Annotated in this window: 24 protein-coding genes and 1 pseudogene; 19 read left to right on the top strand and 6 right to left on the bottom strand. The window is 38.1% G+C overall.

Going from position 1 to position 25,657, the window contains the following annotated elements:
- The first annotated feature begins 110 nt into the window (after positions 1–110).
- Complete coding sequence (gene gltX / locus B4C08_RS07055) at positions 111–1,688, top strand: glutamate--tRNA ligase (RefSeq protein WP_296664153.1); 1,578 nt, start codon at positions 111–113, stop codon at positions 1,686–1,688.
- 57 nt (positions 1,689–1,745) lie between these two features.
- Here gltX and B4C08_RS07050 read toward each other — a convergent pair whose 3' ends face one another.
- Positions 1,746–2,024 (bottom strand): DUF4160 domain-containing protein, encoded by a 279-nt coding sequence (locus B4C08_RS07050; protein ID WP_295796532.1) that lies wholly within the window; start codon positions 2,022–2,024, stop codon positions 1,746–1,748.
- Complete coding sequence (locus tag B4C08_RS07045; protein WP_296664152.1) at positions 2,008–2,286, bottom strand: hypothetical protein; 279 nt, start codon at positions 2,284–2,286, stop codon at positions 2,008–2,010. The genes B4C08_RS07050 and B4C08_RS07045 overlap by 17 nt, the downstream gene beginning before the upstream one ends.
- Positions 2,287–2,429: 143 nt before the next feature.
- Between B4C08_RS07045 and argJ the strand changes: the two genes are divergently transcribed.
- The 6 genes from argJ to B4C08_RS07015 all read left to right on the top strand — a co-directional run bounded on the left by argJ (position 2,430) and on the right by B4C08_RS07015 (position 9,870).
- Positions 2,430–3,701, top strand: a complete 1,272-nt coding sequence (gene argJ / locus B4C08_RS07040; protein WP_296664151.1) for a bifunctional glutamate N-acetyltransferase/amino-acid acetyltransferase ArgJ — start codon at positions 2,430–2,432, stop codon at positions 3,699–3,701.
- A gap of 16 nt (positions 3,702–3,717) precedes the next feature.
- A complete protein-coding gene (argB, locus tag B4C08_RS07035) occupies positions 3,718–4,620 on the top strand; it encodes an acetylglutamate kinase (RefSeq protein WP_296030171.1) in 903 nt (300 codons plus the stop codon).
- An 8-nt stretch (positions 4,621–4,628) separates the two neighbouring features.
- The gene (locus B4C08_RS07030) at positions 4,629–5,786 is read left to right on the top strand and encodes an acetylornithine/succinylornithine family transaminase (RefSeq protein ID WP_296664150.1); all 1,158 of its coding nucleotides are present in this window, start codon (positions 4,629–4,631) and stop codon (positions 5,784–5,786) included.
- A gap of 112 nt (positions 5,787–5,898) precedes the next feature.
- A complete protein-coding gene (locus tag B4C08_RS07025; protein WP_296664149.1) occupies positions 5,899–7,620 on the top strand; it encodes a DUF5312 family protein in 1,722 nt (573 codons plus the stop codon).
- Positions 7,617–8,393, top strand: a complete 777-nt coding sequence (locus tag B4C08_RS07020; protein ID WP_296664148.1) for a polyphenol oxidase family protein — start codon at positions 7,617–7,619, stop codon at positions 8,391–8,393. The genes B4C08_RS07025 and B4C08_RS07020 overlap by 4 nt, the downstream gene beginning before the upstream one ends.
- Before the next feature lie 112 nt (positions 8,394–8,505).
- A complete protein-coding gene (locus tag B4C08_RS07015) occupies positions 8,506–9,870 on the top strand; it encodes an argininosuccinate synthase (RefSeq protein ID WP_295796545.1) in 1,365 nt (454 codons plus the stop codon).
- Between the two features lie 203 nt (positions 9,871–10,073).
- On the opposite strand, the gene B4C08_RS07010 is transcribed toward B4C08_RS07015, so the two are convergent.
- The 3 genes and pseudogenes from B4C08_RS07010 to B4C08_RS07000 all read right to left on the bottom strand — a co-directional run.
- Entirely contained in the window at positions 10,074–10,961 is an 888-nt protein-coding gene (locus B4C08_RS07010; RefSeq protein WP_296664147.1) for a methyl-accepting chemotaxis protein, read from the bottom strand.
- Between the two features lies 1 nt (position 10,962).
- Positions 10,963–11,409, bottom strand: coding sequence for an FIST C-terminal domain-containing protein (locus B4C08_RS07005; RefSeq protein ID WP_296664168.1), 447 nt, complete (start codon positions 11,407–11,409; stop codon positions 10,963–10,965).
- A gap of 9 nt (positions 11,410–11,418) precedes the next feature.
- A pseudogene (locus tag B4C08_RS07000) lies at positions 11,419–11,976 on the bottom strand (FIST N-terminal domain-containing protein); the annotation flags it as partial.
- A gap of 265 nt (positions 11,977–12,241) precedes the next feature.
- Between B4C08_RS07000 and tpiA the strand changes: the two are divergent.
- The 7 genes from tpiA (at position 12,242) to B4C08_RS06965 (ending at position 18,930) form a co-directional block, all read left to right on the top strand.
- Positions 12,242–12,991, top strand: a complete 750-nt coding sequence (gene tpiA / locus B4C08_RS06995; RefSeq protein WP_013701181.1) for a triose-phosphate isomerase — start codon at positions 12,242–12,244, stop codon at positions 12,989–12,991.
- A gap of 103 nt (positions 12,992–13,094) precedes the next feature.
- Positions 13,095–13,667: a chromate transporter gene (locus B4C08_RS06990; RefSeq protein WP_296664146.1), complete on the top strand. Its 573-nt coding sequence runs from the start codon at positions 13,095–13,097 to the stop codon at positions 13,665–13,667.
- Positions 13,664–14,227, top strand: a complete 564-nt coding sequence (locus B4C08_RS06985) for a chromate transporter (protein WP_295797002.1) — start codon at positions 13,664–13,666, stop codon at positions 14,225–14,227. Before B4C08_RS06990 ends, B4C08_RS06985 begins: the two co-directional genes overlap by 4 nt.
- The gene (locus B4C08_RS06980; protein WP_296664145.1) at positions 14,228–15,559 is read left to right on the top strand and encodes an ASKHA domain-containing protein; all 1,332 of its coding nucleotides are present in this window, start codon (positions 14,228–14,230) and stop codon (positions 15,557–15,559) included. It abuts the gene before it with no gap.
- A gap of 80 nt (positions 15,560–15,639) precedes the next feature.
- Positions 15,640–16,719, top strand: a complete 1,080-nt coding sequence (prfA, locus tag B4C08_RS06975) for a peptide chain release factor 1 (protein WP_296091166.1) — start codon at positions 15,640–15,642, stop codon at positions 16,717–16,719.
- Positions 16,720–16,730: 11 nt separating this feature from the next.
- A complete protein-coding gene (gene prmC / locus B4C08_RS06970; protein ID WP_296664144.1) occupies positions 16,731–17,663 on the top strand; it encodes a peptide chain release factor N(5)-glutamine methyltransferase in 933 nt (310 codons plus the stop codon).
- A complete protein-coding gene (locus tag B4C08_RS06965) occupies positions 17,641–18,930 on the top strand; it encodes a class I SAM-dependent methyltransferase (protein WP_296664143.1) in 1,290 nt (429 codons plus the stop codon). Before prmC ends, B4C08_RS06965 begins: the two co-directional genes overlap by 23 nt.
- On the opposite strand, the gene B4C08_RS06960 is transcribed toward B4C08_RS06965, so the two are convergent.
- Positions 18,927–20,072, bottom strand: a complete 1,146-nt coding sequence (locus B4C08_RS06960) for an iron-containing alcohol dehydrogenase (RefSeq protein WP_296664142.1) — start codon at positions 20,070–20,072, stop codon at positions 18,927–18,929. The genes B4C08_RS06965 and B4C08_RS06960 overlap by 4 nt on opposite strands.
- A 143-nt stretch (positions 20,073–20,215) precedes the next feature.
- Between B4C08_RS06960 and B4C08_RS06955 the strand changes: the two genes are divergently transcribed.
- The 5 genes from B4C08_RS06955 to B4C08_RS06935 form a co-directional block, all read left to right on the top strand.
- Entirely contained in the window at positions 20,216–21,148 is a 933-nt protein-coding gene (locus B4C08_RS06955; RefSeq protein WP_296664141.1) for a metal ABC transporter substrate-binding protein, read from the top strand.
- A complete protein-coding gene (locus B4C08_RS06950; protein ID WP_296664140.1) occupies positions 21,148–21,981 on the top strand; it encodes a metal ABC transporter ATP-binding protein in 834 nt (277 codons plus the stop codon). The genes B4C08_RS06955 and B4C08_RS06950 overlap by 1 nt, the downstream gene beginning before the upstream one ends.
- A 6-nt stretch (positions 21,982–21,987) precedes the next feature.
- Positions 21,988–22,833, top strand: a complete 846-nt coding sequence (locus B4C08_RS06945; RefSeq protein ID WP_296664139.1) for a metal ABC transporter permease — start codon at positions 21,988–21,990, stop codon at positions 22,831–22,833.
- 1 nt (position 22,834) lies between these two features.
- Positions 22,835–23,482: an HAD family hydrolase gene (locus B4C08_RS06940; protein WP_296664138.1), complete on the top strand. Its 648-nt coding sequence runs from the start codon at positions 22,835–22,837 to the stop codon at positions 23,480–23,482.
- Positions 23,479–25,657: endonuclease MutS2 (locus tag B4C08_RS06935; RefSeq protein ID WP_296664137.1), on the top strand; the 2,179-nt coding region annotated here is incomplete at its 3' end. The genes B4C08_RS06940 and B4C08_RS06935, both read left to right, overlap by 4 nt.

The raw sequence follows: 25,657 nt of genomic DNA, 5'->3' as shown, positions 1-25,657 counted from the left end.
TGCTGAATGCTTGCGCGCTCAGTTCGTTATTGAGTAAAAGTCTTTCAGTCGGTATAATCTGCGTATCTAGTTTGAATATTTTTATTCTATTTATAGAGGTTATATTTATTATGGAAAACAAGGAAGTTCGGGTTCGTTATGCGCCTTCTCCTACGGGGCTGCAGCATATCGGCGGTGTGCGTACTGCGCTTTTTAATTATCTTTTTGCAAGGTCTAAGGGCGGAAAATTCATTCTTCGCTTGGAAGATACTGACCGCACAAGATACGATGAAAAATACGTAAAGAATCTTTACGACACAATGGCTTGGCTTGGAATCGATTGGGATGAAGGCGGAGACAAGGGCGGCGAGTACGGACCTTATGTTCAGAGCGAGCGGTTCGAACTTTACAAAAAGTATGCCCAGGAGCTTATTGAAAAAGGCGAGGCTTACTATTGCTTCTGCGATTCAGAGCGTCTTGAAAGAATCCGTAAGATTCAGACAGAAAACAAAATGCCACCGGGATACGACAGAAACTGCCGCCATCTTACAGAAGAAGAAGTGAAGGCAAATCTTGCCGCCGGAAAACCTTACGTTATAAGGCTTAAAGTTCCGCTTGAAGGCGAGACAAAGTTCACGGATCATCTTCTTGGCGACATTGTATGGAAGAACGAGGACATTTCCCCTGATCCGGTTCTCTTGAAGTCAGACGGATTTCCGACATATCATCTTGCAAATATTGTTGACGACCATTTGATGAAGATTAGCCACGTTATGCGTGCCCAGGAATGGATTCCTTCAACTCCGCTCCACGTTCAGATGTACAGAGCGTTCGGCTGGGAGCATCCTGAATTCTGCCATTTGCCTATGGTTAACGGTGCTGACGGAAAAAAACTTTCAAAACGACATGGCTCAACTTCGCTTAACGAGTTCCGTGCGCGCGGCTATCTTCCGCAGGCAATTGTAAACTATGTGGCTCTTTTGGGCTGCTCTTATGAAGACGGACGCGACATCTATAGCCTTGAAGAGCTTGCTGCAAACTTTAAGCTTGAGCATTTGAACAAGGCGCCTGCTGTTTTTGACTACAAGAAGCTTGAGTGGTACAACGGTCAGTATATCCGTGCTTTGTCTGACGAGGAGCTTTACAAGTGGACATTGCCGTTTATAACAGGAACTGGAGATGCTTCCCTTGAAATCAATCCTGAAAACCCGCAGCCTAAGCCCAAAGTAGGTCCTGAATATTCTGGTGTTGCGCTTGGAAGCGACGGCGAGCCTGTTTGCCTGGACTCTTCAATGAACATGGCGAGCGCAGATGTAAAGAAAAAGCTTTTGGAGCTTATGCCGCTTATAAAGGAGCGTCTGCACTTCCTTACAGATGCCGCTGAAATGGTTCGCTTTATGTTTACAGAGCCAGCTGTTCCTGCAAAGTCTGAAATTATTCCAAAGAAGCTTGACGAGGCAAAGACAAAGGAAGTTCTTGAAAAGGCAAAGTCTTTTGTTTCTGAAATCTTTGGAATGAGCCACGATGATGCGGAATCTCTTGCAAAAAAATATGCCGAGGAGCTTGGAATAAAACTTGGCGACTTTATGATGCCTGTTCGCATGGCAGTTACAGGAAGCCGCATTTCTCCGCCGTTAATTGGCTCAATCTGGATTCTTGGAAAAGAAAAAGCCTGCGAGCGCGTTGAAAAAACACTTGCAGTTTTCTAGGTTTTAATTTGAATGTAGAATAGCCCGGACGAAAAATCCGGGTTGTTTTTTTATTGCTTAGCAATAGAAAGTGATTTCTCCAAAATACTCTTTCCATTTTGAAACGATTTCAAATGCACGTGCCTCTATTGTTTTTCGGATAACATTCAACTTATGTTTTGGAATGTTTGATTTATTATGAGCGATTAAAGTCTTTAACTCTTTTGTTATCCAGATTTTTGTCGCATTTTCAGAAGGCACACCTTCACAAACATGAACATGAATTGGTTCAAGAGGATTTGATTCTGAAAACCAAATGAAAACAATATATCCGCCTATTTTAAAAATTTGCGGCATTATCAAAGCCTCCTGAACGAGCTAATTCAATAATAATATGGGCGGTGCTTTCTAAAAATTCCTGGAAATAGTCCAATTGCTTGTCAGAAAATCCTTCTTTTTTAGTCCATGTATAAGAAGGTAGCCAGCATTCTGCTGAATTGAAGCCTTTTTCAACAGGCTGTTCAAAATAGACTTTTACCTGTTCTTTGCCATCTTTTTGTATCGTTTCTGAATGGGCAATTCCAGTTCCATCATTCAATGTCATAAAATTATACATCATTCTTTATATCTCCTCAATCTAAATATACCATTGATTTTATTTATTTTCTATAATTTTATTTTTTTGTGAGCCTGCTGGTTTTATTGACATTGTGCGGAAAAAGTTTATAATTATGCAAAACTTTGTAAAAGGAGTGTATAAAAATGCAATTTGTTGATGGCGGAGTTACAGCTCCTAAAGGCTTTACGGCAAATGGAATCCTTTGCAAGATAAAGGAAAGCAGCACAAAAAACGACCTTGCGCTTGTTTTTAGCGAAAAGCTTTGCAATGCGGCTGGCGTGTTTACACAGAATAAAGTCAAAGCTGAAAGTGTAAAGCTTACAAAAGAAAATATTTCTAACGGAAAAGCTCAGGCTGTTATTGCCAACTCTGGAAACGCAAATGCCTGTACTGGAGAGCAGGGCGCGAAAGTCGCACGAAAAATGGCGAGCCTTGCAGCTGATGTTCTTGGAATAAATCCTAATGATGTTATTGTCTATTCCACAGGCGTAATTGGCAAGCAGCTTCCTGTTGAAAAAATTGAAAAGAATATTCAGGCTTTAAAAGACGGACTTTCCAAGGAAGGACACAAAGAAGCCCGCACTGCTATAATGACAACAGACACTCATTACAAGGAATGCGCTGTAGAAACTGTAATCGGCGGAAAAACTGTAAGAATAGGGGCAATGGCAAAAGGCTCTGGAATGATTCATATCAACATGGGAACAATGCTTAGCGTTATGACAACTGACTGCGCTATTTCTTCCAAGATGCTTGAAAAAGCTTTGCGCAAATCTGTTGCAGGAACTTACAACTGTGTTTCAGTTGACGGCGATACTTCCACAAATGACAGTCTTACTATTCTTGCAAACGGAATGGCAGCAAATGATGAAATTACGTGCGAAGGCGAAGACTTTGATCTTTTTTACGAAGCCTTGAATTCTATAAACACCCAGATGGCAAAAAAAATTGCAGGAGACGGAGAAGGCGCAACTAAGCTGATTGAATGCAATGTTTCCGGGGCAAAGGACGTTGAAACTGCGCGTGGTCTTGCAAAAGCCGTTATAAGCTCAAGCCTTGCAAAAGCTGCTATTTTCGGAAGCGATGCGAACTTTGGGCGTTTCTTGTGCGCAATGGGATATTCTGGATTTGACTTTTCACCTGAAAAAACTTCCATAACATTTGAAAGCGCAGAAAATTCCATGCGGACTGGTGCAACTGATTTTATCGGCGAGCAAAAAGGAAAGAGCACTTCGCTTAAAGTTTTTGAAAACGGAGTTCCTCTTGACTTTGACGAGGCTGTGGCAAAAAAAGTTCTTAAGGAAGCAGAAATTAAAATCAACATTGAATGCCAGGACGGAACTGCCTGTGGAACTGCCTGGGGCTGTGATTTGACTTATGAATATGTTAAAATAAATGGCGATTATAGAACCTAAAACACGGAGCAAAAAATTGAATACAAATGAACCTGATATAGAAGAAATTGATCCTCGGCTTGACAATGCTCATTGGTCTGATGTGCTTGTTCAGGCTCTTCCTTATTTTAAGCATTGGGTCGGAAAAGTTGTTGTCGTAAAATACGGCGGAAACGCTATGCTTAATGCGGATTTAAAGAAGCACGTAATGGAAGATATTGTTCTATTAAATACAATAGGAATCCATGTTGTGCTTGTTCACGGCGGCGGACCTGAGATTAACAATATGCTTGGAAGAGTCGGCAAGGAAAGCAAATTTATAAACGGACTTCGCTACACTGATGCGGAAACAATGGAGATTGTCCAGATGGTTTTGACTGGAAAACTGAACAAGGACATTGTTGCTCTTCTTCTTGAAAACGGCGGAAAGGCTGTTGGCTTGAGCGGAGTTGATTCAGGACTTTTGAAGGCTGTGAAAATCCAAAAAGACGGACAGGACTTGGGCTTTGTCGGGGAAGTTACAGAAGTGAACCCGGAAATTCTTGAGTCCCTTTTGGAGCAGAATTTTATCCCTGTAGTTTCAACCGTTGCCTTGGGCTGCGATGGAGACAATGTCCGTTACAACATAAATGCCGACACTGCCGCTGCGAAAATTGCTGTGGCTCTTCATGCTGAAAAATTTGTTCAGCTTACAAACGTGCCTGGCGTTTTAAAAGACGTGAACGATCCGAAGTCTTTGATTCAGCGGATTCATATTGGAGACGTTGAAAAATATATAGAGGAAGGAATAATTGCAGGCGGAATGATTCCGAAGATTGAGTGCTGCATGCTTGCCCGCAACGGAGGTGTTCCGCGCACTCATATTATTGACGGCCGCGTTCCTCATTCGCTTTTGATAGAAATGTTCAGCGACCGCGGAATTGGAACTATGATTTACTAGAGGTTAACATGGGAAGCAAAAAGGTTTTAAATAACTACGGATCTTTTGATGTTGTTTTTAAAAGCGGCAAAGGTTCTGTTCTTACAGATATAAATGGAAAAAAATATATTGATTTTCTTGCGGGAATTGCAGTGAACAGCTTGGGGCATAATTTTAAGCCGCTTGTAAAAGCTGTGTCTAGCCAGGCAAAAAAACAGATTCATGTCTGCAATTATTTTCTTAGCGACATTGGCGTAAAGTATGCGGATGAACTTTTAGACGCTACAGGTTTTGAAGGCGTGTTCTTTGGAAACAGCGGAGCGGAAGCAAATGAGGCTGCCATAAAACTTGCCCGCAAATTCGGACAGCTGAACGGCGGCTCAAAAAGAAAAACCATTGTAACGCTGGAGCATTCTTTTCATGGACGCACGATGGCAACTCTTACTGCGACTGGCCAGGATATTTTTCACCCTGAAACTTTTGCACCTTATGTTGAAGGATTCAAAACTATAAAGCCAAACGATTATGATTCTTTAAAAGATGCTTTTGATGATACGACTGCCGCGCTGATGATGGAATGTGTTCAGGGCGAAGGCGGTGTTTTTCCTCTTGATAAAGAATGGGCAAAGGCGGCTGCAGAAGCTGCAAGAAAAGCTGGCGCAATTGTAATCTGTGATGAAGTTCAGACTGGAATGGGGCGCACTGGAACTCTTCTTGCAAGCGAACAGCTTGAAATAAATCCGGAAGTTGTAACGCTTGCAAAAGCTGTTGCCGGCGGAATTCCTATGGGCGCTTGCCTTTACCGCGGAAAAGGCAATGTTTTTGCGGCTGGGGATCATCAGTCAACTTTCGGCGGAAATCCTCTTGCGTGCAGTGCGGCCAGCGTTGTTTTGCATGAGCTTTTAAAGGACGGATTTTTGGCTTCTGTTTCTGAAAAAGGCGAATATATTCAAAGCACTGTAAAAAGCTGGAATTTGCCTTGTGTAGAAGATGTGCGCGGAAGAGGTCTTATGATTGGAATTCAAGTTTCAAAAAATCCTGTTGAAGTTGAAAAACTCTGCCTCGAAAAAGGTGTGCTTTTTTCTACAGCAGGAAAAAATGTTTTGCGCTTAGTTCCGCCTTTAAATATCGGCTACAAGGAAATTGACAAAGGTCTTTCTATTATAAAGGAAGTTCTTGAAAAATAAAAAATTGCATTATCTTTGCTCCCTTGCATTATTGGGAGCATTTTTTTTAGATATTCTTATAAAAATAAAATCTTTACATTTCCTGTTTCTTTTCATAGAATAGAATCAGATTATGGAAAATAAAAATTTATCAGCAAAAAGCAATTTTGAAGTTCTTGCGTCAAATCTTTCAAAAGAGGAACGCTCTGATATTTTGAGCCAGATTCAGCAGGATAAACTTGATGTTTCTTTTCCTTCTGAAAAATCTGACATTCAGCTTGAGCAGGAAAAGCGTAGAGAAGACAAACTGACTCTTTCGGAAAAACTTAGGCAAGAGCCGCTTTTATTCAGATTCATTATATGGCTGAAATCTTTGTTTTTGAATTCCAGCATTGAAACTGTTTACAATAATTCTGTTGTTGCTTCTCTTTCAAAAAGTTTGGAACATGATTTTCCTGATGTAATTGACTGCAAAAATAAACTTCTTCTTTCTGGATTTTATTCTGAGCTTTTGGATTTAAAGCGCGTGCGGGATTTTTTTAAGCCTTCGTTTGATTCAATTGAACAGGATACAGGACTGTTTTATTTTTTGCTTGGTTTTACTGTAATGCCTGAAATTGTTCAAGAGATAAAATCTTCGTGCGATGTTTACAGTTATTCTTTTGAAAAGCCTTTGCCTGCGGACATAAGAAATATTCTTTTTACAAAGCTTGACGGAATCATTTCTGGAATTTCTTCTGAAAAGAAAGTTAAAATGTCAGCTTGTTCCCGTGAATTTGAACGGCTTAGAATGTTTGTGAAAATTCCGCTTGGCACTGCAATGTCAAAATTCTCTTCTGGAACTTCCGGACGCACTTGTTCTTTTTCGCAGATAAAAGATGATTTTGACAGCCTTGCAAGAATTCTTTTGGGGCGGCTTGAATGCTCAGATACAACTCTTTCTGTTCTTTTTATGTCTGGAATTCCGCAGAAGGATTTGTGGAGCTACTCGGCTTCTTCATATGAGGAGATTTCAGAAAAAGTAAATTCATCGTCCGCAGAAATTTCTTTGTTAAATACGTTTGCAGAAAAAATTCCGCTTAAGAAGTTTGGAAAAGTGATTTTTGAAAATTCCCTTTATTCTCCGTTGCCGTTAAGCTACAGCGACTTGTGGTTTCAGAAATTCAAAGAGCAATGGAAAGTTGTTTTGGACAAACGGCTTAAAATGTGGAACAAGGATTTTAAAAAATCGGAAATAAAGAAAAAACTCAAAACTTATTTTTCACTTGAAGATTTTCCAAAGTATCCTTCACGTCCATGGAAAAAAATTGGCGGCGACTACACTGAAAAATATGAATGCTCGATTGGCTTTTTGAATTATTATTTAAAGAATGAGTTTCCAAAGTACAAGCAGCTTTTAAGCACAATTACTTTGGAAGGAAAGTTTTCAATAAAGGAAAATATGTATGAGTTTTCTGATATGATTTCTAAATTGAATTCTATTATCAGCAAAAATGATTTTCTTGTTGAGCGGCTTTCATCTTCTGGAGAGTACGGTTCTGAAATTGCGCATTATGCTTCTTCTGAAAAAGAACCGGACAAGGAAAAACTTCGCAGCATTCTTTTTGAAATTGAAGGAAATGCCTTGGATTTGGCGGATTCGTTTGCAAAGTTTTTAACGGGCTTTGAAAATCTTTTGTTTGCGATGCTTGGCGAAAAGTCAACTGTTTATTACGGACCGCTTGCAAATTTAAATAAGATAATGGGCGCGGACAATAAAGAGTTTAAAGAGAATCTTGCAAAATTTGCGTATAGCATAAAATTTGCATCCGAAGTCTTGCAGGCAATTATAGAAATGGAAAATATTTCAGTATGAGCTTTTTGAAAGGAAATTTTTTTTACAACGGAAAACCTTTGCCTTCTGCTCCATTGTGGGGAATGTCGGTTTTGTCGTCTGGAAATATGCGGTTCAGATGGAATGAAAATAATTCAGTGCGTGATAATTTTTTTTCTTCTATTTGCGCTGAAAAAAGAAAAGTTGCGCAGCCGGAGCTCATTCATTCAAAAACTGTGTATGAAGTTTCTAGCGCGGATGAAATTTTTTTTAAGAAGGGAGATGGAATTCTTACTTCAAATAAATTTATTGTTCCTGCGGTAACTGTTGCGGACTGCATGCCGATTTTTGTTTATGATAAAAACTCAAATGTATTTGGTGTTCTGCATTCTGGTTGGAAGGGAACTGGAATTGCAGCGGAAGCTTTTTATATGCTGAATAAAAAATATGGTTCTAGTCCTTGTGACTTGTGCTTTGTTTTGGGACCGCATATAAATTCGTGCTGTTATTCCATTGATAAAGACCGCGCTGAATATTTTGCAGAAAATTTTGGAAGCGACTGTGTTTCTTTTATTGATGGGAATAAATATTCATTGAGCCTTGCAAAAGCTAATCTTTTTCTTTTGAAGAAAATAGGCATTCCTGATGGAAATGTTTTTATAAACAAGGAATGTACTTGCTGTTTTAAGGAAAACGGAGCGTTTAAGTACGGCTCTTTTAGACGGCAGACAGCATTGCTTCCGCAGAATTTGCCATTGGAAGAAAAACAAAAACACTTTACTGTTCAAGCGGCTTTCGTTTTTTATTCATTTTGATATTGCATATTTATTCATAAAAATGTATATTCTATGCATACAGTAATTTTATTTAGGACTTATTCAAACTGAAAATAAGATTACTGAAAAATTCTTTATAAGAGGCGTTGTTATGGCAGTTAAAGAAAAAGTTTCTGAAGCAGCAAAGGCTGTAAAATCCACTGCGAAAAAAGCTGTAAAGGCAACAGCAAAAGTTGCGAAATCTGCGGCATCAAAAAAGGATAAGGTTGTCTTGGCTTATTCAGGTGGTCTTGATACAACTGTTATCATTCCATGGCTCAAAGAAAACTATGACTATGATGTTATTGCGGTTTGCATTGATGTTGGACAGGGAGATGACTGGAAGGCAATCAAGTCCCGCGCTTTGAAAACTGGAGCTTCTGCTTGCTATGTTGTAGACGCACGTCAGGAATATATTGAAGAATATGTTTGGCCGGCTTTGAAGGCAAATGCAATTTATGAAGATGAGTATCTTCTTGGAACTTCTACTGCGCGTCCTCTTATTGGAAAAATTCTTGTTGAATATGCTCGCCAGGAAAAGGCTGTTGCAATTTGTCATGGAGCAACTGGAAAGGGAAATGACCAGGTTCGCTTTGAGCTTGCAATCAAGGCTTTTGCTCCAGACTTGAAAGTTATTGCCGCATGGCGTGACCCAAAATGGAATATGGACAGCCGTGAAGCTGAAATCAAATATCTTGAAGACCGTAAGCTTGAAGTTCCGATGAAAAAGGATCAGTCTTACAGCCGCGATGAAAATATCTGGCACTTGAGCCATGAAGGTCTTGAGCTTGAAAAAACAGAAAATGAGCCTAACTACAAGCATATGCTTAAGAATACAGTTGTGCCTGAAGAAGCTCCTGCTGCTGGCGAATATGTTAAGATTGATTTTGAAAAAGGAATTCCTGTTGCAGTTAATGGCAAAAAAATGGATGCCCTTAAGCTTCTTCTTGAACTTAACAAAATCGGCGGAAGAAACGGAATTGGTCTTGTTGATATTTGCGAAAACCGCTGTGTAGGAATGAAGAGCCGTGGCGTTTACGAAACTCCAGGCGGAGCAATTCTTTATTTTGCGCACAGAATGCTGGAGCACCTTTGCTTGGATCGCGACACATACCATTACAAGCAGCAGCTTTCTATAAAAGTTGCAGAACTTATCTATGACGGAAAATGGTTTACAACTTTGTTTGACGCTTGCATGGCGTTTGTTGATAAAACAGAAGAAACTGTTACTGGCTGGGTAAAACTCAAGCTGTGCAAGGGCGCAATCCGCGGAGCAGGCTCTTATTCAAAATACAGTCTGTACAATGAAAGCATTGCTTCGTTCAAGACTGGTGAGTTGTATGACCACAAAGATGCACAGGGCTTTATTACATTGTTTGGCTTGCCTTTGAAAGTTCGCGCTATGATGGAGCAGCAAGTTGGAGAAGGTCAGGCAGTCCTTAAAAGTAAAAAGCTTAAGAAACGCCCGACTGAGTAAGCTGATTTTGAAAGGTACAATGCAATCATAAATAAAATGTTTTGCATTGTATTTATGATTCAGCTTAAATCTGCTTTAGCGAGCCTCCGTCTTGGAATTTTACAGGAATTTCTTCCTGTGTGATTTCAACGGAGGTTTTGTTTATGTCAAAAATTCCCCTGGAACACAAAAAATGCTCCGGGACTGGAATATGCCTTCCGCTTTTATTGCGCTGAATGTTCCTGCGACTCAAGGTATTTGAAAATCTGGTCGATTTCGATTGAGAAGGAGATTATGTCGTTGAAGAGAATCAGGTTCTGAGATGCGTTGTCCGCGAATTCCTTGAGCTGCTCGATGTTGCGTTTTTTTACGGTCTGTAGTACGGAGTCGATGCTCTTGCGGTTTTGCTCAATAAGCTCAAGCATGTTCTGTGCGCACTGGGAATTCATGTCGGTGTCCGTGCTCATCTGAGAGACGATTTCCTTTGACTTGCCCGTTGAGTCCACAAGCGAGGACAGAAGAAGTGAATTCTGCCTGCTCTGTTCCGAAAGCTGCTCAAGCTTGTCCTGAAGCGCGCCGACCATTTTCGTGATTTCATCCGAAGCCTTTTTCGTGTTCTCGGAAAGCTTCTTGACCTCATTTGCAATGATTCTGAATCCAACTCCGGCACTTCCGGCATGAGCCGCCTCAATCGACGCGTTGAACGAGAGTAGGTTTGTCCGCTCTGAAATCTCTGAGATGTCGTCCATGTGCTTCATGATTTTTTTGATCTGCTCGCCGAAGTTGTCGATGCTTGACTTGAGGCTGTTGTTGTTTCTGGAAACCTTGTCTACATCCTGACTGAAATTCTCGAACGCCTTGAAAATCTGTCCGTTGCCTTCCGCATTCCGCTTGAAGTTCTCAATCAGCTCGCCTGCATTCTCGGAAAGCTTCTCTCCCGAATCAGAAAGCTCCCTGAGCGCGGTGTTCTCCTCGTTGTCCGCCCCGGAGTCGTTTGTCATCCTGTCTATGTAGTCCTGCGCCCCGGAATTTCCAGCCGCGTTTTTCGCGCAGCAGTCCATTAGTATTTTCGCAAGTTCCTTTCCGCCGTTTATCGCTGTCATTCTGTCCATGTTATTCTCCGATTATGATGCTGACCAAAGTCTGGTTTGAATTTATCCGTCCGATCTGCTCTCCGTAGCTTGAGAATCCCGCGAAATCAAGTCCGTGCGAGCCGTAAAGCTTGCATATCTGGTCGCAGATTCCCTGCTGCTGGAAGATTATCGTGCGCAGGATGCAGTTTACAAGGATTATGCATCCCGGATGCGGAATTTCCCTGAGCGCGGAATTCAGCGACTCCTCGATTTTTTCTTTTATCGGAACAAGCTCCATCAGCTCGACTGTTGAATTCGCAAGGACGCGCGAGTACATATTTATCGTTCCGTCCGGATTGAAGCCCGCGATTGACGAGATGAAAGTGTGTCCGCCGAAAACCCTTCCGAACGGATTTGTGAGCGCCGCCGAGTCTGCCTTGGACTCAGGAATTCCCAAAAGCTCCGCGTAACGCCTGCGCGGATTCATTCCGTCAAGCGAGATTATTTTTCTGATGTATGTGTCCGCCTGGGTGATTTTTGTGCGCTTTCCTGACGGCGTGAAAATATTTTCCTTCTGGATGAAAAACGGAAGCGGAGTCTTCACAAAAAGAATGGCGGCTCCGTCAGAAACGACTTTTCCGTTGCAGCTTACGAATGTCCGCTTGAATTTAAGGTCGTCTCCGGCTGAACCGCCTGCTATCATGAAGTCGTCGTTTTTTATGACCGCATAGAAAAATGAGAGGAGGGCTTCCTCCGCGTTGCAAAGTCCGTTCACGAAAGTTATGGCGAACGCGTTCCTGTGCGATGTGGGATCTGCGCATCTTATTCCGATTTTTGCCGCCGCATCCTCAAGCTCCTTTTTATGCACAATCGGAAACTTGTCAACTCCGTCGAACACAACGCCTGAAAATTTTGTTCTGTCGCAAGAAAGCGCAGTCAGAACTATTGAATGGCTCGTGAATCCCTGCTTTGAGATTTCACCCGAAGTCGTTGTTCCTACAACCTGTGCTCCGCTGAATTTCTCATGCAGCAAAGTTGAAAGAATTTCAAAGTCGTAGTCCGACGATGGAAGAAAAGCACCGCGTTGTAACTTTCCGGCGGATTATTCAACTTTCTGACCAACTCCTGCACGGCACTTTCCGCGTCTGCCTGCCCGCTGAAAACAATTTCCTGTTTCATTATGCGCTCCAACTCTTTGTATTTTTTTATTATAACATATTTTTTTTTCTGCTGTAAATGTGCTTCCATTTATTGCAATTGATTTTAGTTCTTTGTTGTTGTAAAATTATTGTCATTAAATTTTAGATAGGAGTTTGGTTATGGCACGTACTCATTATATCGCCGGAAACTGGAAAATGAACACTTCCAAAGCGGAAGCAGTAAAACTTGCATCGGATTTGGTTTCCGCATTAAAAGGAAAAACAAACAAATTTATGATTGGTGTTCCTTTTGTTTACCTTGATGCTGTAAGTCAGGTTGTAAAAGGTTCAAACATTATTCTTGCTGCCCAGGATTGCGCTGCAACTGCAAACGGAGCTCACACAGGTGAAGTTTCAACAGAAATGCTCAAGGATCTTGGTGTTCAGTGTGTAATTCTTGGACATTCAGAACGCCGCCACGAAATCGGTGAGTCTGATGAGCTTATTAACAAAAAAGTTCGCCGCGCTTTAAATGAAGGCTTGGAAGTTGACCTTTGCATTGGTGAGCTTCTTGCTGACCGTGAGGCAGGAAACGCAGAACAGGTTTGCGCATTCCAGCTTTCCGCAGACTTGGCTGGTGTAACAGAAGAACAGATGAAACGTGTTACAATTGCTTACGAGCCTGTTTGGGCAATCGGAACTGGAAAAACTGCAACTCCAGAAGATGCCGAGGCAATCCACAAATTTGTGCGCGGATACATTGCAAAGCTTTACAATCAGAAAGTTGCCGATGAAGTTATTATTCAGTACGGCGGCTCAATGAAAGCTTCAAATGCGCCAGAACTTCTTGCCCAGCCTGATATTGACGGCGGCTTGATTGGCGGAGCTTCTTTGAAAGCTGAAACTTTTGTTCCAATCTGCGAGTGCTAATTTTTTTTCTGCACTTTAAAAGCTGTCCTGTGGCTGCAAAAAGCAAAAGGGCAGCTTTTTTTTCTTGCTACTTCCCATTTATTTTTATATTATAAAAAACGTTATGGCTTTGTTCAAAGAACTTGTTGATTTGTTTATTACTTTTTTTAAAATCGGAATTGTAACTTTTGGCGGCGGACTTACTATGCTTCCTCTTTTGGAGCGTGTCCTGATTAACGAGAAAAACTGGGTTTCTATGGATGAAATTCTTGATTACTATTCAATTGCGCAGACAACTCCGGGAATAATTGCAGTGAATGTGGCGACTTTTGTTGGCCATAAACGTGCTGGAACTATCGGCGGAATTTTTGCAACTCTTGGAATGGTAACGCCTTCAGTAATCATAATAACTATAATTGCAAAATTCATTTCGAACTTTGAGCAAATTGGCTGGGTTCAAAAAGCAATGAAAGGAATCAACGCTGCGGTTGCGGCTTTGCTTACTTATGCTGTTTTTAATCTCTGCAAGAAAAATTTAAAAAGTCTTTGGAGCGTCTTGCTGTTTTTTGCTTCGTTTGCTTCAATTTATTTTTTCCATGCGCATACAGTTTTAGTTGTTTTGAGCGCGGCTTTTATTGGCGCTGTTGCTTTTGCAACTTCAAAAAAATTTAATTCAGCTGAGGAAATAAAAAAATGACTCTTTTGCAATTATTTTTTGTCTTCATGTATATTGGATTTTTTGCAGTCGGCGGCGGCCTCGTTGCGGCGTCTTTTATGCAAAATGTTCTTGTAAATCAGTATGGACTTATTTCCGCGGAAAAATTTTACAGTATGCTTGCAATCAGTGAAAGCACGCCCGGACCGATTGGAATAAATATTGCAACATATATTGGAACAGAACTTTATGGAGTGCCCGGCGGAATCATTGCAACGATTGGCGAAATTCTTCCATCGATTGTTACTATTATTTTGATTGCAAAATTTTTTTCAAAGTTTCAGGAAAAGCCTTTGGTGAAATCAATATTTAAAACTTTACGGCCGGTTACAAGCGGACTTGTTTTGTGTGTTCTTGTTCAGATTTTCACGTTGTCAATCTTAAACTTCAGCACTCAAAATTCTGACTCTGGATTTTTGCAGATTTTTAATTTTCCGGCTCTTGCTATTTTTACGGTTTCGTTGGTTGTGTTATTTAAAACAAAAGTTCATCCTGTTGTGGTTGTTGTTTTTGGCGCAGTTTTTGGAGTTGTGTTTTTTTAAGTGATTTGTTCAGTTTGCCGGCATTGCGGTTTATGTGAAGGTTCGGAAACAAAAAAAAATATTTCTGTTCTTGCGGATTTCTCTGGTCTTGAAAATTTAAAAGGCGACAATTCTCTTGCGCTGAATTTTGTTGGAATTGCCTTTGATATTGGAACGACTTCTATAGCCGCAAATCTTTTTACGCTAAAAGACGGAATCCTTGTTGCTTCTGTTGGCGAAGAAAATTGTCAGATTGAATTTGGAAGCGATGTTGTTTCAAGAATTTTGTTTTCAAGCAAACCTTCTGGTCTTAAAAAGCTTCATGAATCAATTTTATCTCAAATAGAAAGAATTTCAAAAAAACTGATTCTTTCATCTCAAAATTTTTTTGTTGAAAATCGCCGCGGACGAGCAGTTTTAAAGCGCATTGTGATTTCCGGGAACACAGCAATGGAATCTTTTGCTCTTGGAATTTCCGCGGATTCACTTGCACAGTTTCCTTTTTCACTTCCAAGCAAATTTGGATTTTCAATTCAAGCAAATAAACTTTTGAATTTTGAAAATATTCCGCTAGATTGTGATTTTTACTTTGCTCCTGCAATTGAATCTTTTGTTGGCGGCGACACTGTTTGTTCATTGATTGCCTGCGGTTTTCTAGAAAAAAATGAAAATAAATTTCTTGTTGACATTGGAACAAACTGCGAGCTTTGCGTTTATTCTGCGGAATTGGACAAAATTTTTTGCGCATCAACTTCAGCAGGACCTGCGTTTGAAGGTTATGGAATTGAATGCGGAATTCCTGCGCAAGAAGGTGCTATTGCAAAAGTTAAAGTTCTTGAAAAAAATGAAGTAAAATGTTTTGTTCTTGGAAACGAAAAAGCAATTGGAATTTGCGGAACTGGAATTCTAAGCGCAGTTTCAGAATTTTTAAGAAACGGAATAATAGATTCGTTTGGAACATTTATTTCTGGAAAAGAAAAAATTGCTCTTAAGGATGAAATTTATATTTGCCAAAAAGATATAAGAAATTTTCAGCTTGCAAAATCAGCTGTTTTGACAGGCCTTGAAATTCTTTCTGAAAAATCAAAATGCAAATCTGGAATTCTTTATTTGGCTGGGGGCTTTGGCTCTCTTCTTGATATAAAAGATGCCTGCGATGTAAAAATGATTCCAAAGTTTCTTTCGGAAAGAACTTTCGCTGCTGGAAATGCGTCACTTTGCGGAGCTTCACTTTTGCTTTTAAATTTGGATTTAAGAAAATCCGCTTGCGAACTTGCAGAAAATTCAATTCACGTGGACCTCGTTCAAGATAAATCATTTGAAAATCTTTATATAAAAAATTTGAATTTTTAATAGCAATTTTTGCAGAAATTCAAATTTCACAGTTCATTGCTTTTTTCATAGAAACTCGATATATTTTATAAACTATGGATTTGATAAAAAAACTTGAAGATCTTTCTGCACGTTACAATGTGGTTTCAGAACTTGTTGGAGATGCCTCTTTAATTAAGGATCAAAAAAAATATAAAGAAACAATGCGTGAGCACCAGCAGCTTACAGAACTTATGTCGCTTTACGACGAATATAAAAAAATTCTAAAAGGAATTGAAGATGCGACAGTCCTCATAACAGAAGAGGAAGACCGCGACATGAAAGAACTTGCAAGAGAAGAACTGAAAGAGCTTGAGGAAAAAAAGCCTAAGCTGGAAGAAGAAATAAAACTTAAACTGATTCCGCCAGATCCTCTTGATGAAAAAAATATTATTCTTGAAATTAGAAGCGCCGCTGGTGGAGATGAAGCAAGCCTTTTTGTCCGTGATTTGTGGGAAATGTATATGCACCTTGCAGAACGCAAAGGCTGGAAAACAGAAACAATGGAAGCTCAGGAAACTGAAGTCGGCGGATTCAATAAAATTGTAACATCGATTGCAGGAAAATTTGTTTATGGAACTTTAAGGTGGGAAAGTGGAGTTCATCGTGTTCAGCGTGTTCCTGCCACAGAAAGCCAGGGACGTCTTCAGACTTCAACTGTAACTGTCGCTGTTTTGCCAGAGGCTGAAGAAACTGAAATTCAAATCAGGCCGGAAGATGTTCGTGTTGATGTTATGCGTGCAGGCGGTCCTGGCGGTCAGTGTGTTAATACAACAGATTCTGCAGTCCGCTTGACTCATATTCCTACTGGAATTGTTGTTATTCAACAGGATGAAAAAAGCCAGCATAAAAATAAGGACAAGGCGTTCAGGGTTTTGCGTGCTCGTCTTTTTGACCTTGAAGAAACCAAGCGTCAGTCAGAACGCGCGGATGCAAGAAAAAGCATGGTTGGAAGCGGTGCCCGCAGTGAAAAAATCCGCACTTATAATTTTCCGCAGGACAGAGTTACAGATCACCGCATAAATTTGAGTTTGCATAATTTGCCTTCATTTATGATGGGCAATATGGATGAAATGCTTGATGCGCTGAATGTCTATGCAAAAGAGGAGCAGTTAAAAGACAGTTCTGATCTTGTAAGTTGAAATTTTAAAATATGACAATAAGCCAAGCCAGAAAGTTTGCACTGTCTGAATTAAAATCCAGTTTAAGTCCTCTTCTTGATGCTGATGTTATTTTAAAATGGATTTTAAAATGTGACCAAACTTTTATTCTTTTTCATTCTGAAACAGAACTCTCTGAACCGCAAAAGCTTCTTTTTTGTTCTTCAATTGAAAAAAGAAAAACTGGCTTGCCTGTTGCATATATTACAGGAGCAAAAGAGTTTTTTGGATATAATTTTGAAGTTGACCAAAATGTTCTTATTCCTAAGCCAGATACAGAGTTGCTTGTTGAAAATGCTGTTAATTTTATTGAGGAAAAATTTCATGCATCTTCAGACTGTAAAATTCTTTCTGTTTGCGATATGTGTTCAGGAAGCGGATGTGTTGGAGTCAGCATTCTAAAATTCATAGAAGAAAAAAAAATAATTCCCAAACAATTGCTTCCCAAAATTATTTTTGCAGACATAAGTAAAAAAACTCTTGATGTTGCAAAGAAAAATTCTTTGAGTTTGCTTAGCAAGTGTGCTTTTGAAAAAACTGTTTTTGTGCAAAGCAATCTTTTTGAAAATTTAGGATGTAGCAGAAACGGACTTTTTGATGTCATTGTTTCTAATCCGCCGTATATTCCTTATTCTCAAACTGTTGAGCTTTTAAAAGATGGAAGATGCGAGCCTTCTCTTGCGTTGTGCGGCGACATTGATTTGAACGGGAATCTTACGAACCTTGACGATGGACTTGAGATTATAAGAAACTTGATTTTCCAGTCGGTTGATTTTTTAAATCCTGGCGGAATTTTAATTTTGGAAACTGGCGAATACAATGCTTTGCAAACTAAAAAAATAATGGAAAATTCAAAATTTAAAGATGTAAAAATTTATAAAGATTTGGAAGGACAGTTTAGAAATGTCAGCGGATTTCTTGCTTGAAATAAAATCTCTTGCGCATAAAAACAATGTCCCCATTATGCAGGATGCAACTTCTGAATTTATTTGCAGTTTTATAAAAAGTCATAATGTAAAATCAATTTTGGAGATTGGAACTGCTGTAGGATATTCTGCTATTCAGTTTGCTCTTGCTAATGAAAATATAAAAGTTACAACAATTGAAATCGACATTGACCGGACTATTCAGGCAATTCAAAATGTGGAAAAATGCGGTTTAAAAAACAGAATAAAAATAATAAATAACGATGCCTTGTCTTGCGATATAAATGAAAAATTTGATTTGATTTTTATTGATGCGGCAAAAGCTCAGTACGAAAAATTTTTTGAAAAGTTCAAGGCAAATTTAAATGCGGAAGGTGCAATCATAAGCGACAATTTGCTGTTTCACGGAATTGTTGAAAATCAGAATCTTACCAAAAGCTATAGCACAAAAAAACTTGTTCGGAAAATAAAACGCTATGTGAATTTTTTAAAGGAAAACACGGAGTTTACAACTGAATTTTATAAAACTGGAGATGGAATTTCTGTCAGCAAATTTAAAACTGATTATTCAAATTTTATTTCGGCAGAAAATTTTCTTGAAGAAAAAAAGTATTTTAAAATTTTTAAGATTGACAAAAATCGGTTTTTAAAGCTCTTCAATGAAAATGTTTCAAAGGAATTTGCATTAATGGATTTTAGAAATTCCCAGTTTGCTTATAAACAGGATGTTTCAAAATTTATACCTTGTGATTTTTTGAAAACAAACGGCTGCTTTGGAATTGTTTTTCAAAGTAATACTGAAAAAAATCCATTACAGATTTTGAGTGAACTCGATAAAAATATTTTTTCTGATAAATTTGTTTTGCTTCATAAAAAACTTTTGAGTTTAAATGCGGAAAATCTTACAAGCTATAAGGAACTGCTGGTTTTTATTTTAGGCGGAAATTCAAAAGAAAATTCTTCTGTCATAAGAAAACTGAAAAAACTTCCAGAAGGAAATTTTTTTTGCCACGGAAATTTTTGTCCGGAAAATATTTTAATTGATGAAGATAAAAATTTATTTGCTTCGAATTTTCTTTTGTCTTGCAAAGGTCCAAAAGAATTTGATATTGCCAAAACTTTTTATTTTTTATCAAAAACAAACTCTGAAAATTCAATTTTAAAAGTAGATGATTATTTGTTAAAAATGAAAATCGGTAAAGAAAGTTTGTTGCCTTTTATTGAAGTCTTTAACGAATGCTCAGCTTTTTTTTCTGATGTTTTTTAGGAAAGCAATTTTAAAACATCCGAAATTTTCTTTTTTGTTACAGTTTTTGGATTCAGTTCTGTATATTTGTTTTTTAAAATATTTTCTTGGATGAACGAAATGTCTTCTTTTGAAATTTTCACTTCTTCAATTTTTTTTGCCACAGAATGTTCTTTGAAAAATTTCTCGACAGAATTTATCGCGGTTTTTCTAAATGATTCTGGAGAGGCTGAAGATGAAACTTTTGCTCCCATGTTCACTGCGATGTCTTTGTATTTTTGTCCTGTTGAAGCCGCATAGAATTCCATTGATTCCTTAAATATTGGAACTATGGATTTTGAAAAGGAAATTCCAATTGCCGCTTCCAAGGAAAGTGATGCTGCCGTTGCAAAAGCCGCGCCTCCGTTTGCAAAAGCAATGCCGGCATAATATTGCGCATAAAGCATATTTTCTATTGCCTTTGAATTTTCTTTTGAAGCTAGAAGCGCGTTTTCATAAATCAACTTCATTGCCTTTAATGCGAAAAAGTTGCTCAAATCCCAGGAAGATTTGCAGATAAATGACTCAATGGAAGAAGCCAAAAGGGAAGAAGCTAAAAATGCGAAGTCATTTTTATTTGTAATGGAAACAAGCTCTGTATCGAAAAAAAATGCTTTTGGAATTGCGTTTATGTCTTCGCATTCAATTTTTTTTCGCTGCGATTCATCTTCTAAGATAAAAATATGGCTAGAGTCCCAGGCATTTCCGATTGACGTAAAAAACATATAAAGCGGAATTGCTTTGTTTTTTGGTTTTGCCTTTCCTTCTAATTTTCTTGGATCTGAAATTTCAGGATTTGAAAGAAGAAGCGATACTGCTTTTGAAATGTCTGAAACTGATTTTGAGCCTACAGAAATCACTGCATCAGCTCTGAGTGTTTTTGCTGCGTTTAATGCGGCTCTTGTATCGGAAAGGGATGCTGTCTGGCTTACTCTGTCAAAAATGCTGTATACAATTTTGTTTTTTGCAAGCATTGAGGAAATTTTTTTTAATGCGTTTTGAAATTCTGGATTTGCTATGATAAAAATTCTTTGAAAGCCGTTATTTTTTATTTCTTCATTGAAATTTTTTAAAGTGCCTGCTCCGAAAAATGAAATTCCTGTTGTGACAATTTGATTCGACATTTTTTTCCTCAAAGATTCAATCCCATTATGAACTGAAATTATATATACGTCAACTAAAATTTGTGCTATTCTGAAAAACAAATTGTTATTTATAACTTTTTTGTCTTATTGTAAATAATGCTTAGTTCAGATAGAATAATTTTATGGAAGAAAAAAAATCTCTTAAAATAACCTTAATTTTTACAGTTTGTTTTTTTGTGTTTATTATTTCTTTTTTTTCAGTTTGGAAAGTTTCTTTGTCAGAAAAACAGACTTCTGCTTCAGCTGATTCTGAAAAACTAAAAATAACGGCATCTTTTTATCCAATCTATATAATGCTTTTAAATTTGACGGATGGAATTGACGATGTTGAAGTTTCGCTTTTAGCGCCTGCTGAAACTGGTTGCTTGCATGATTATCAGCTTACAACTGCCGACATGAAGCTTATTGAAAAATGCGACATTCTTGTTGTAAACGGAAGCGGAATGGAAGATTTTTTTGACAAGGCTTTTTCACTGAAAAAAAATTCACTTGTTGTCGCTTCTGATGGCTTTGAGCTTTTTGACGGAAATCCTCATGTCTGGGTGAGTGTTTCCGGCGCGATTTATGAAGTGCAAAAAATAACAAAAGGACTTTGCTTGCTTGATTCAAAAAATTCAGAAAAATACAAAAAAAATTCTTTGATTTATATAGAACAGTTGAATGCCCTTGAGCAAAAAATGAAAACTTCTCTTGCGCCTTTTGCCGGAAGAAAAATTATAACTTTCCATGAAGCGTTTCCTTATTTTGCAAAAGAATTTGGTTTTGAAATTTCGGCAGTTATTGAGCAGGAGCCGGGAACTGTTCCAAGTGCAAAAGAATTGTCAAAAATAATTGAAAGAATAAAATTTGTTACGAACCTTGGAGAAGATGTTGTTCTTTTTGCTGAGCCTCAGTACTCTTCTAACGCGGCGAAAATTATTGCAAATGAAACCGGACTTTCTGTTTATGAGCTTGATCCGTGCGTAAATGGGCGGCTGGAAAAAAATGCATACATTGAAGGCATGGAAAAAAATATGGTGGTTTTAATGAATGCTTTTTCAGAGGAAAAAAAATAATGCCTTGTCTTGTTGGAAAATCTCACGTCTGCTGTACAAGGATAGAAAACTTAAGCGTAAAAGCTGGCAGCGAATATATTTTAAAAGATATAAATCTTCATTTGCATTGCGGCGAGCTTACTGCGATTGTTGGGAGAAACGGAGCTGGAAAAACAACTTTTATAAAGGCACTGTTGGATACAATTCCTCATTCAGGAAATATAATTTTTGAAGGCGAAAAATGTGCTGGAAACTGCGGAAAGGATCATACAACTGACCATGACCGTTTTTGCACTTGCCGAAAACGAATTCCGTATACCACGACTAAGCCTGTTTTTGGCTATGTTCCTCAGACGCTTTCTGTTGAACCGGGAAGTCCTGTCTGCGTTGAAGATTTGGTTTTGGCTTGCACTTCAAAAAGACCTGTATGGCTAAAGCATAGAACAAAAGATATTGAAGCTGCTTCTGAAATTCTTTCATGCACAAATTCCCATAAGCTTTTAAAACGCAGAGTCTGTGATTTGTCTGGCGGAGAACTTCAGCGTGTCATGCTTGCGCTTGCGATAAATCCTGTGCCGGATATTTTGCTTTTAGACGAACCTGTAAGCGGCGTTGATAGAGTAGGCTTGAAATCTTTTTATGAACTTGTTTCTTCAATACGCCGTGATTTTGATATAACGATTCTTTTGATAAGCCATGATTTGGATTTAGTGGCGCGTCATGCTGACAGAGTTGTTTTTATAAATAATGCCAGCGCAGTTGTTGGAACTGTAAAAGATGTTTACCGCCAAAAAGATTTTGTGGAAGTTTTTGGGCACATTATGCTTCCTGATGAATATGAAAAATCGGAGTGAAAATTTATGCAGCTGATTTATTCTTTTTTAAATTTTGTTTTTCCTTTTGAATGGCTGTCTCCGACGTTTATGAAAAATGCTTTGCTTGCCATTGTTATCGCAGGTCCGCTTTTTGGAGCATTGGGCACTTATGTTGTTTCAAATAGAATGAGTTTTTTTAGCGATGCAATTGGGCATTCTGCTTTAACAGGAATTGCAATTGGTGTTCTTTTGGGAATTCGCGATGTTACAATTTCTATGGTTTTATTTTCTATGCTGCTTGGTTTTTCCATAATCATGGTAAAGTCAAAAGGAAAATCTTCTAGCGATACGATTATTGGAGTTTTTTCTTCAACATCAGTTGCGCTGGGAATTGTGCTTTTGTCTGCTGGCGGAAATTTTTCAAAGTATCAAAAATATCTTGTTGGCGACATTCTTAGCATTCAGCCAAATGAAATTCTTTTTTTGTTTTTTTGCGCAGTTGCTCTTCTTCTTGTTTGGATTTTTTTCTACAATAAAATGCTGATTGTTTCGCTTCATTCATCCTTTGCAAAAAGCCGCGGAATAAAAACAATTTTCATAGAACAAGTTTTTGCTTTGCTGACAGCTGCAATTGTTTCTGTTTGCATACGTTGGACCGGGCTTCTTGTGATTAACAGCATGCTTGTTCTTCCGGCAGCTTCTGCTAGATTTGTGAGCAAAACTTCAAGACGTTATTTGGTTGTTTCAGAATTGATTTCACTTGTCGGCGGAATTGCAGGACTTTGCTTTTCGTATTATACTGGCTCATCTAGTGGTGCTTCGATTGTTTTAGTCAATGCTGTATTTTTTTTAGTTTGTTTTATAATTTCATTTTTTAAGAAGAATAGTTAAAATGACAAAAGCTGTAATTTTTGATTTGGACGGAACACTCCTTAATACTCTTGATGATTTGGCGGACAGCTGCAATGAAACCTTGCGTCAGATGAATTTTCCGTTGCGCTCGATAGATGAAGTCCGGCAATTTGTAGGAAATGGAATCGCAAAACTTATGGAGCTTGCAATTCCTAATGGAAAGAAAAATCCTGAATATGAAAAATCAGTTTTATTAATGAAGGAAAATTATGCAAAAAATTGGCAGAATAAAACTCGTCCTTATGATGGAATTTTAGATTTGATTTCAACTTTAAATGAAATGAAAATAAAAACAGGAATTGTTTCAAATAAGCCAGATGCTCAAGTTAAAGAACTTGCAGAATATTATTTTTCTTCTAGCATAAAACGCGAAACTGCGGTTGGCGATTTTGAAGACAGAAATAGAAAGCCATCTCCAGATTCGGTTTTAGAAGTTATGCGAATTCTTGAAGTGAATAGAGATGAAACAATTTACGTGGGCGATTCTGATGTTGATATAAAAACTGCAAAGAATGCCGGAATTCCTTGCATAAGTGTAACTTGGGGATTTAGAGATAGAAATTTTCTCTTGGATTCTGGAGCGCAAAAACTTGTTGACAAGCCTGAAGAAATTTTAAAATATTTATGAGTGGTGAAAAAGATATTTTTCTAAAAGGGCAGGTTGCCCGTGATTTTGATTTTTATAGAATAAGAGAAAAGATTGCTTCTCTTGCGGCAAGCGAAGAAGGAAAACTTTTTTTACTTTCAAGAGAAAGTTCTTCTGATATTGATAAAGTTTCAAAACTAAAATCATTGGGACGTGAATGGAATAAATATTTAAACTCCCGATTTCATTCTGCATTAAAATCTTGGCCTCCTGTAAAAGAAAATTTTTCAATACTAAAAGTTGATGGCGCGTCTCTTTCGCATGAACAAATTTTTGCACTTGGGCTTTTTTGTACTTACACTGATGAAGCTTGCAACTGCATAAAATCTGCTTCACTTGAACTTGAAATTCCAGAGCTTTTAAAAATTGCGCAGTCAATTCCTTCTTTGGAAAATGCTAGAAATAAAATTTTTTCTGTTATTGATATTTCAACTGGTGAAGTAAAAGATTTGCCTTCCATCAAGGAAATCAGAAAAAAAATTGCCTTGCTTCATAGGGAAATTGAGTCCGCATTAAAAAAATATACTTCTGATTCAACTTTGAATTCTGCATTGCAAAATAATGTTCCAGCTTTAAAAGCTGACCGTGAGTTGCTTGCGGTTCGTTCGGATCACAGAAGCTCTATAAAAGGAATTGTGCATGAAGTGAGCGCTTCCGGGCAAACTCTTTATATTGAGCCTGAAGAAATTGTGCGGGCAAACAATCAGCTTGTTCAAGAAGAATTTAATTTGCAGACTGAGCTTAATAAAATTTTTAAAGAGCTTTCTGATAGTTTAAGAGATTATTGCTCAGATTTTATTTTGTGCCATGATTCAATGCTTCTCCTTGATTCAACTTGTGCCGCCGCAAAATATCAGTTTGAAATCCATGGGATTTTTGCTGAAAATTGTGATACAGAAAAAGAGCCTCCGTTGATTTTAAATGCGCGTCATCCGCTTCTAGCAGAAAAAGCTGTTCCTGTAACAATTAATTTTATGCTTGGGAAAAAAGTTATGATTATTACAGGCCCGAACACAGGCGGAAAAACTGTAACGTTAAAAACTGTTGCGCTTTTTTCATTGATGAATCAGGCTGGTTTTCCAATTCCTGCTGACGAAGGCACAAGACTTCCTTTTTTCAATTCCATTTTTGCAGACATTGGTGATGAGCAGTCAATTGATGAGTCTTTGAGCACTTTTTCTAGTCGCATGAAAAATATTGCGCTTGCTTTGGAAAATGTTGATGAAAAAAGTCTTGTGTTGCTTGATGAGCTTGGTACGGGAACAGATCCTCTTGAAGGAGGAGCGATTGCGATGGCAGTTCTTGATTCTTTGCTTGAAAAAAATTCTTTTGTCCTTGTTACAACTCATCATGGAGTTTTAAAAAATTACGGATATGCAAATTCAAGATGTGTTAATGCTTCTGTTGAATTCAATTCTGAATCTTTGCGTCCGACTTATAAACTGCTTGTTGGAATGTCAGGGGAAAGCCACGCAATTGATATAGCTTTAAATTCCGGCTTGCCACAAAAAGTTGTTGAGCAGGCAAAAAGTTATATTTCGAATCAGCAGGCAGATGTAAGCTCTTTGATAAAAGGTTTAACAGAAAAACACATAGAGCTTGAAGAACTTATAAAATGCCAAAAAGAAAAACAGGATGAGCTTTCTCTAAAAGAAGCAAAAATTCATTCACGTGAAGTAAAAATGCTTCAAAAAGAAATTGAGCTTAAACAGCTTGAACATTCGCAAAGCACTGTGTTTTTGCAGGAAATGCGAAGCAAACTTGAAAATTTAGTCCGGGTTTTAAGGGAAGGCGAAATTACCCGCGAAAAAACTTTGAGTGTTAGAAAATTTATTTCTGATTCAACTAAAGAAATTGAAGAGCAAGAAAATATTATAGAAGAAAAAAAACTTCTTTTGGAGAAGGAAAATGCTGAACTTCAAAATGAAGAAAATAAAATTCTGCAAAATGGAATGCGTCTTTCATCTTTAAAAGAAAAAAAATCAGTTTCTTCAAAAAATAAAAAATCAAAAAGCAGACTTTCAAATTCTGAAGCGTTTAAGAATGCTTCGGTTTTAAAAATTGAAAATTCAAATGCGAAGAATTTAAAAAAAGAAGAATTGTTAAAAGAAGGCACAGAAGTTCTTGCAGGAAATGAAAAACTTCTGGAAAAAGAAA

It is taken from the genome of Treponema sp. UBA753, assembly GCF_002297325.1.
In the GTDB taxonomy this organism is placed as follows: domain Bacteria; phylum Spirochaetota; class Spirochaetia; order Treponematales; family Treponemataceae; genus Treponema_D.
The sequence above is the reverse complement of the archived record's forward strand: the minus strand, read 5'-3'. Positions and strand labels throughout refer to the sequence as shown.

Excerpts from the sequence above, each read along its gene's own strand:
- B4C08_RS07015 (WP_295796545.1), top strand. The coding sequence starts at position 8,506 with ATGGCAGTTAAAGAAAAAGTTTCTGAAGCAGCAAAGGCTGTAAAATCC.
- gltX (WP_296664153.1), top strand. The coding sequence starts at position 111 with ATGGAAAACAAGGAAGTTCGGGTTCGTTATGCGCCTTCTCCTACGGGG.
- argJ (WP_296664151.1), top strand. The coding sequence starts at position 2,430 with ATGCAATTTGTTGATGGCGGAGTTACAGCTCCTAAAGGCTTTACGGCA.
- B4C08_RS06960 (WP_296664142.1), bottom strand. The coding sequence starts at position 20,072 with ATGTCGAATCAAATTGTCACAACAGGAATTTCATTTTTCGGAGCAGGC.
- prmC (WP_296664144.1), top strand. The coding sequence starts at position 16,731 with ATGACAATAAGCCAAGCCAGAAAGTTTGCACTGTCTGAATTAAAATCC.
- B4C08_RS07050 (WP_295796532.1), bottom strand. The coding sequence starts at position 2,024 with ATGCCGCAAATTTTTAAAATAGGCGGATATATTGTTTTCATTTGGTTT.
- B4C08_RS07020 (WP_296664148.1), top strand. The coding sequence starts at position 7,617 with ATGAGCTTTTTGAAAGGAAATTTTTTTTACAACGGAAAACCTTTGCCT.
- B4C08_RS07005 (WP_296664168.1), bottom strand. The coding sequence starts at position 11,409 with ATGAATCCGCGCAGGCGTTACGCGGAGCTTTTGGGAATTCCTGAGTCC.
- B4C08_RS06965 (WP_296664143.1), top strand. The coding sequence starts at position 17,641 with ATGTCAGCGGATTTCTTGCTTGAAATAAAATCTCTTGCGCATAAAAAC.
- B4C08_RS06955 (WP_296664141.1), top strand. The coding sequence starts at position 20,216 with ATGGAAGAAAAAAAATCTCTTAAAATAACCTTAATTTTTACAGTTTGT.
- B4C08_RS06990 (WP_296664146.1), top strand. The coding sequence starts at position 13,095 with ATGGCTTTGTTCAAAGAACTTGTTGATTTGTTTATTACTTTTTTTAAA.
- B4C08_RS06940 (WP_296664138.1), top strand. The coding sequence starts at position 22,835 with ATGACAAAAGCTGTAATTTTTGATTTGGACGGAACACTCCTTAATACT.
- B4C08_RS06950 (WP_296664140.1), top strand. The coding sequence starts at position 21,148 with ATGCCTTGTCTTGTTGGAAAATCTCACGTCTGCTGTACAAGGATAGAA.
- B4C08_RS06945 (WP_296664139.1), top strand. The coding sequence starts at position 21,988 with ATGCAGCTGATTTATTCTTTTTTAAATTTTGTTTTTCCTTTTGAATGG.
- B4C08_RS07025 (WP_296664149.1), top strand. The coding sequence starts at position 5,899 with ATGGAAAATAAAAATTTATCAGCAAAAAGCAATTTTGAAGTTCTTGCG.
- B4C08_RS06985 (WP_295797002.1), top strand. The coding sequence starts at position 13,664 with ATGACTCTTTTGCAATTATTTTTTGTCTTCATGTATATTGGATTTTTT.
- B4C08_RS07030 (WP_296664150.1), top strand. The coding sequence starts at position 4,629 with ATGGGAAGCAAAAAGGTTTTAAATAACTACGGATCTTTTGATGTTGTT.
- B4C08_RS07045 (WP_296664152.1), bottom strand. The coding sequence starts at position 2,286 with ATGATGTATAATTTTATGACATTGAATGATGGAACTGGAATTGCCCAT.
- B4C08_RS07010 (WP_296664147.1), bottom strand. The coding sequence starts at position 10,961 with ATGGACAGAATGACAGCGATAAACGGCGGAAAGGAACTTGCGAAAATA.
- tpiA (WP_013701181.1), top strand. The coding sequence starts at position 12,242 with ATGGCACGTACTCATTATATCGCCGGAAACTGGAAAATGAACACTTCC.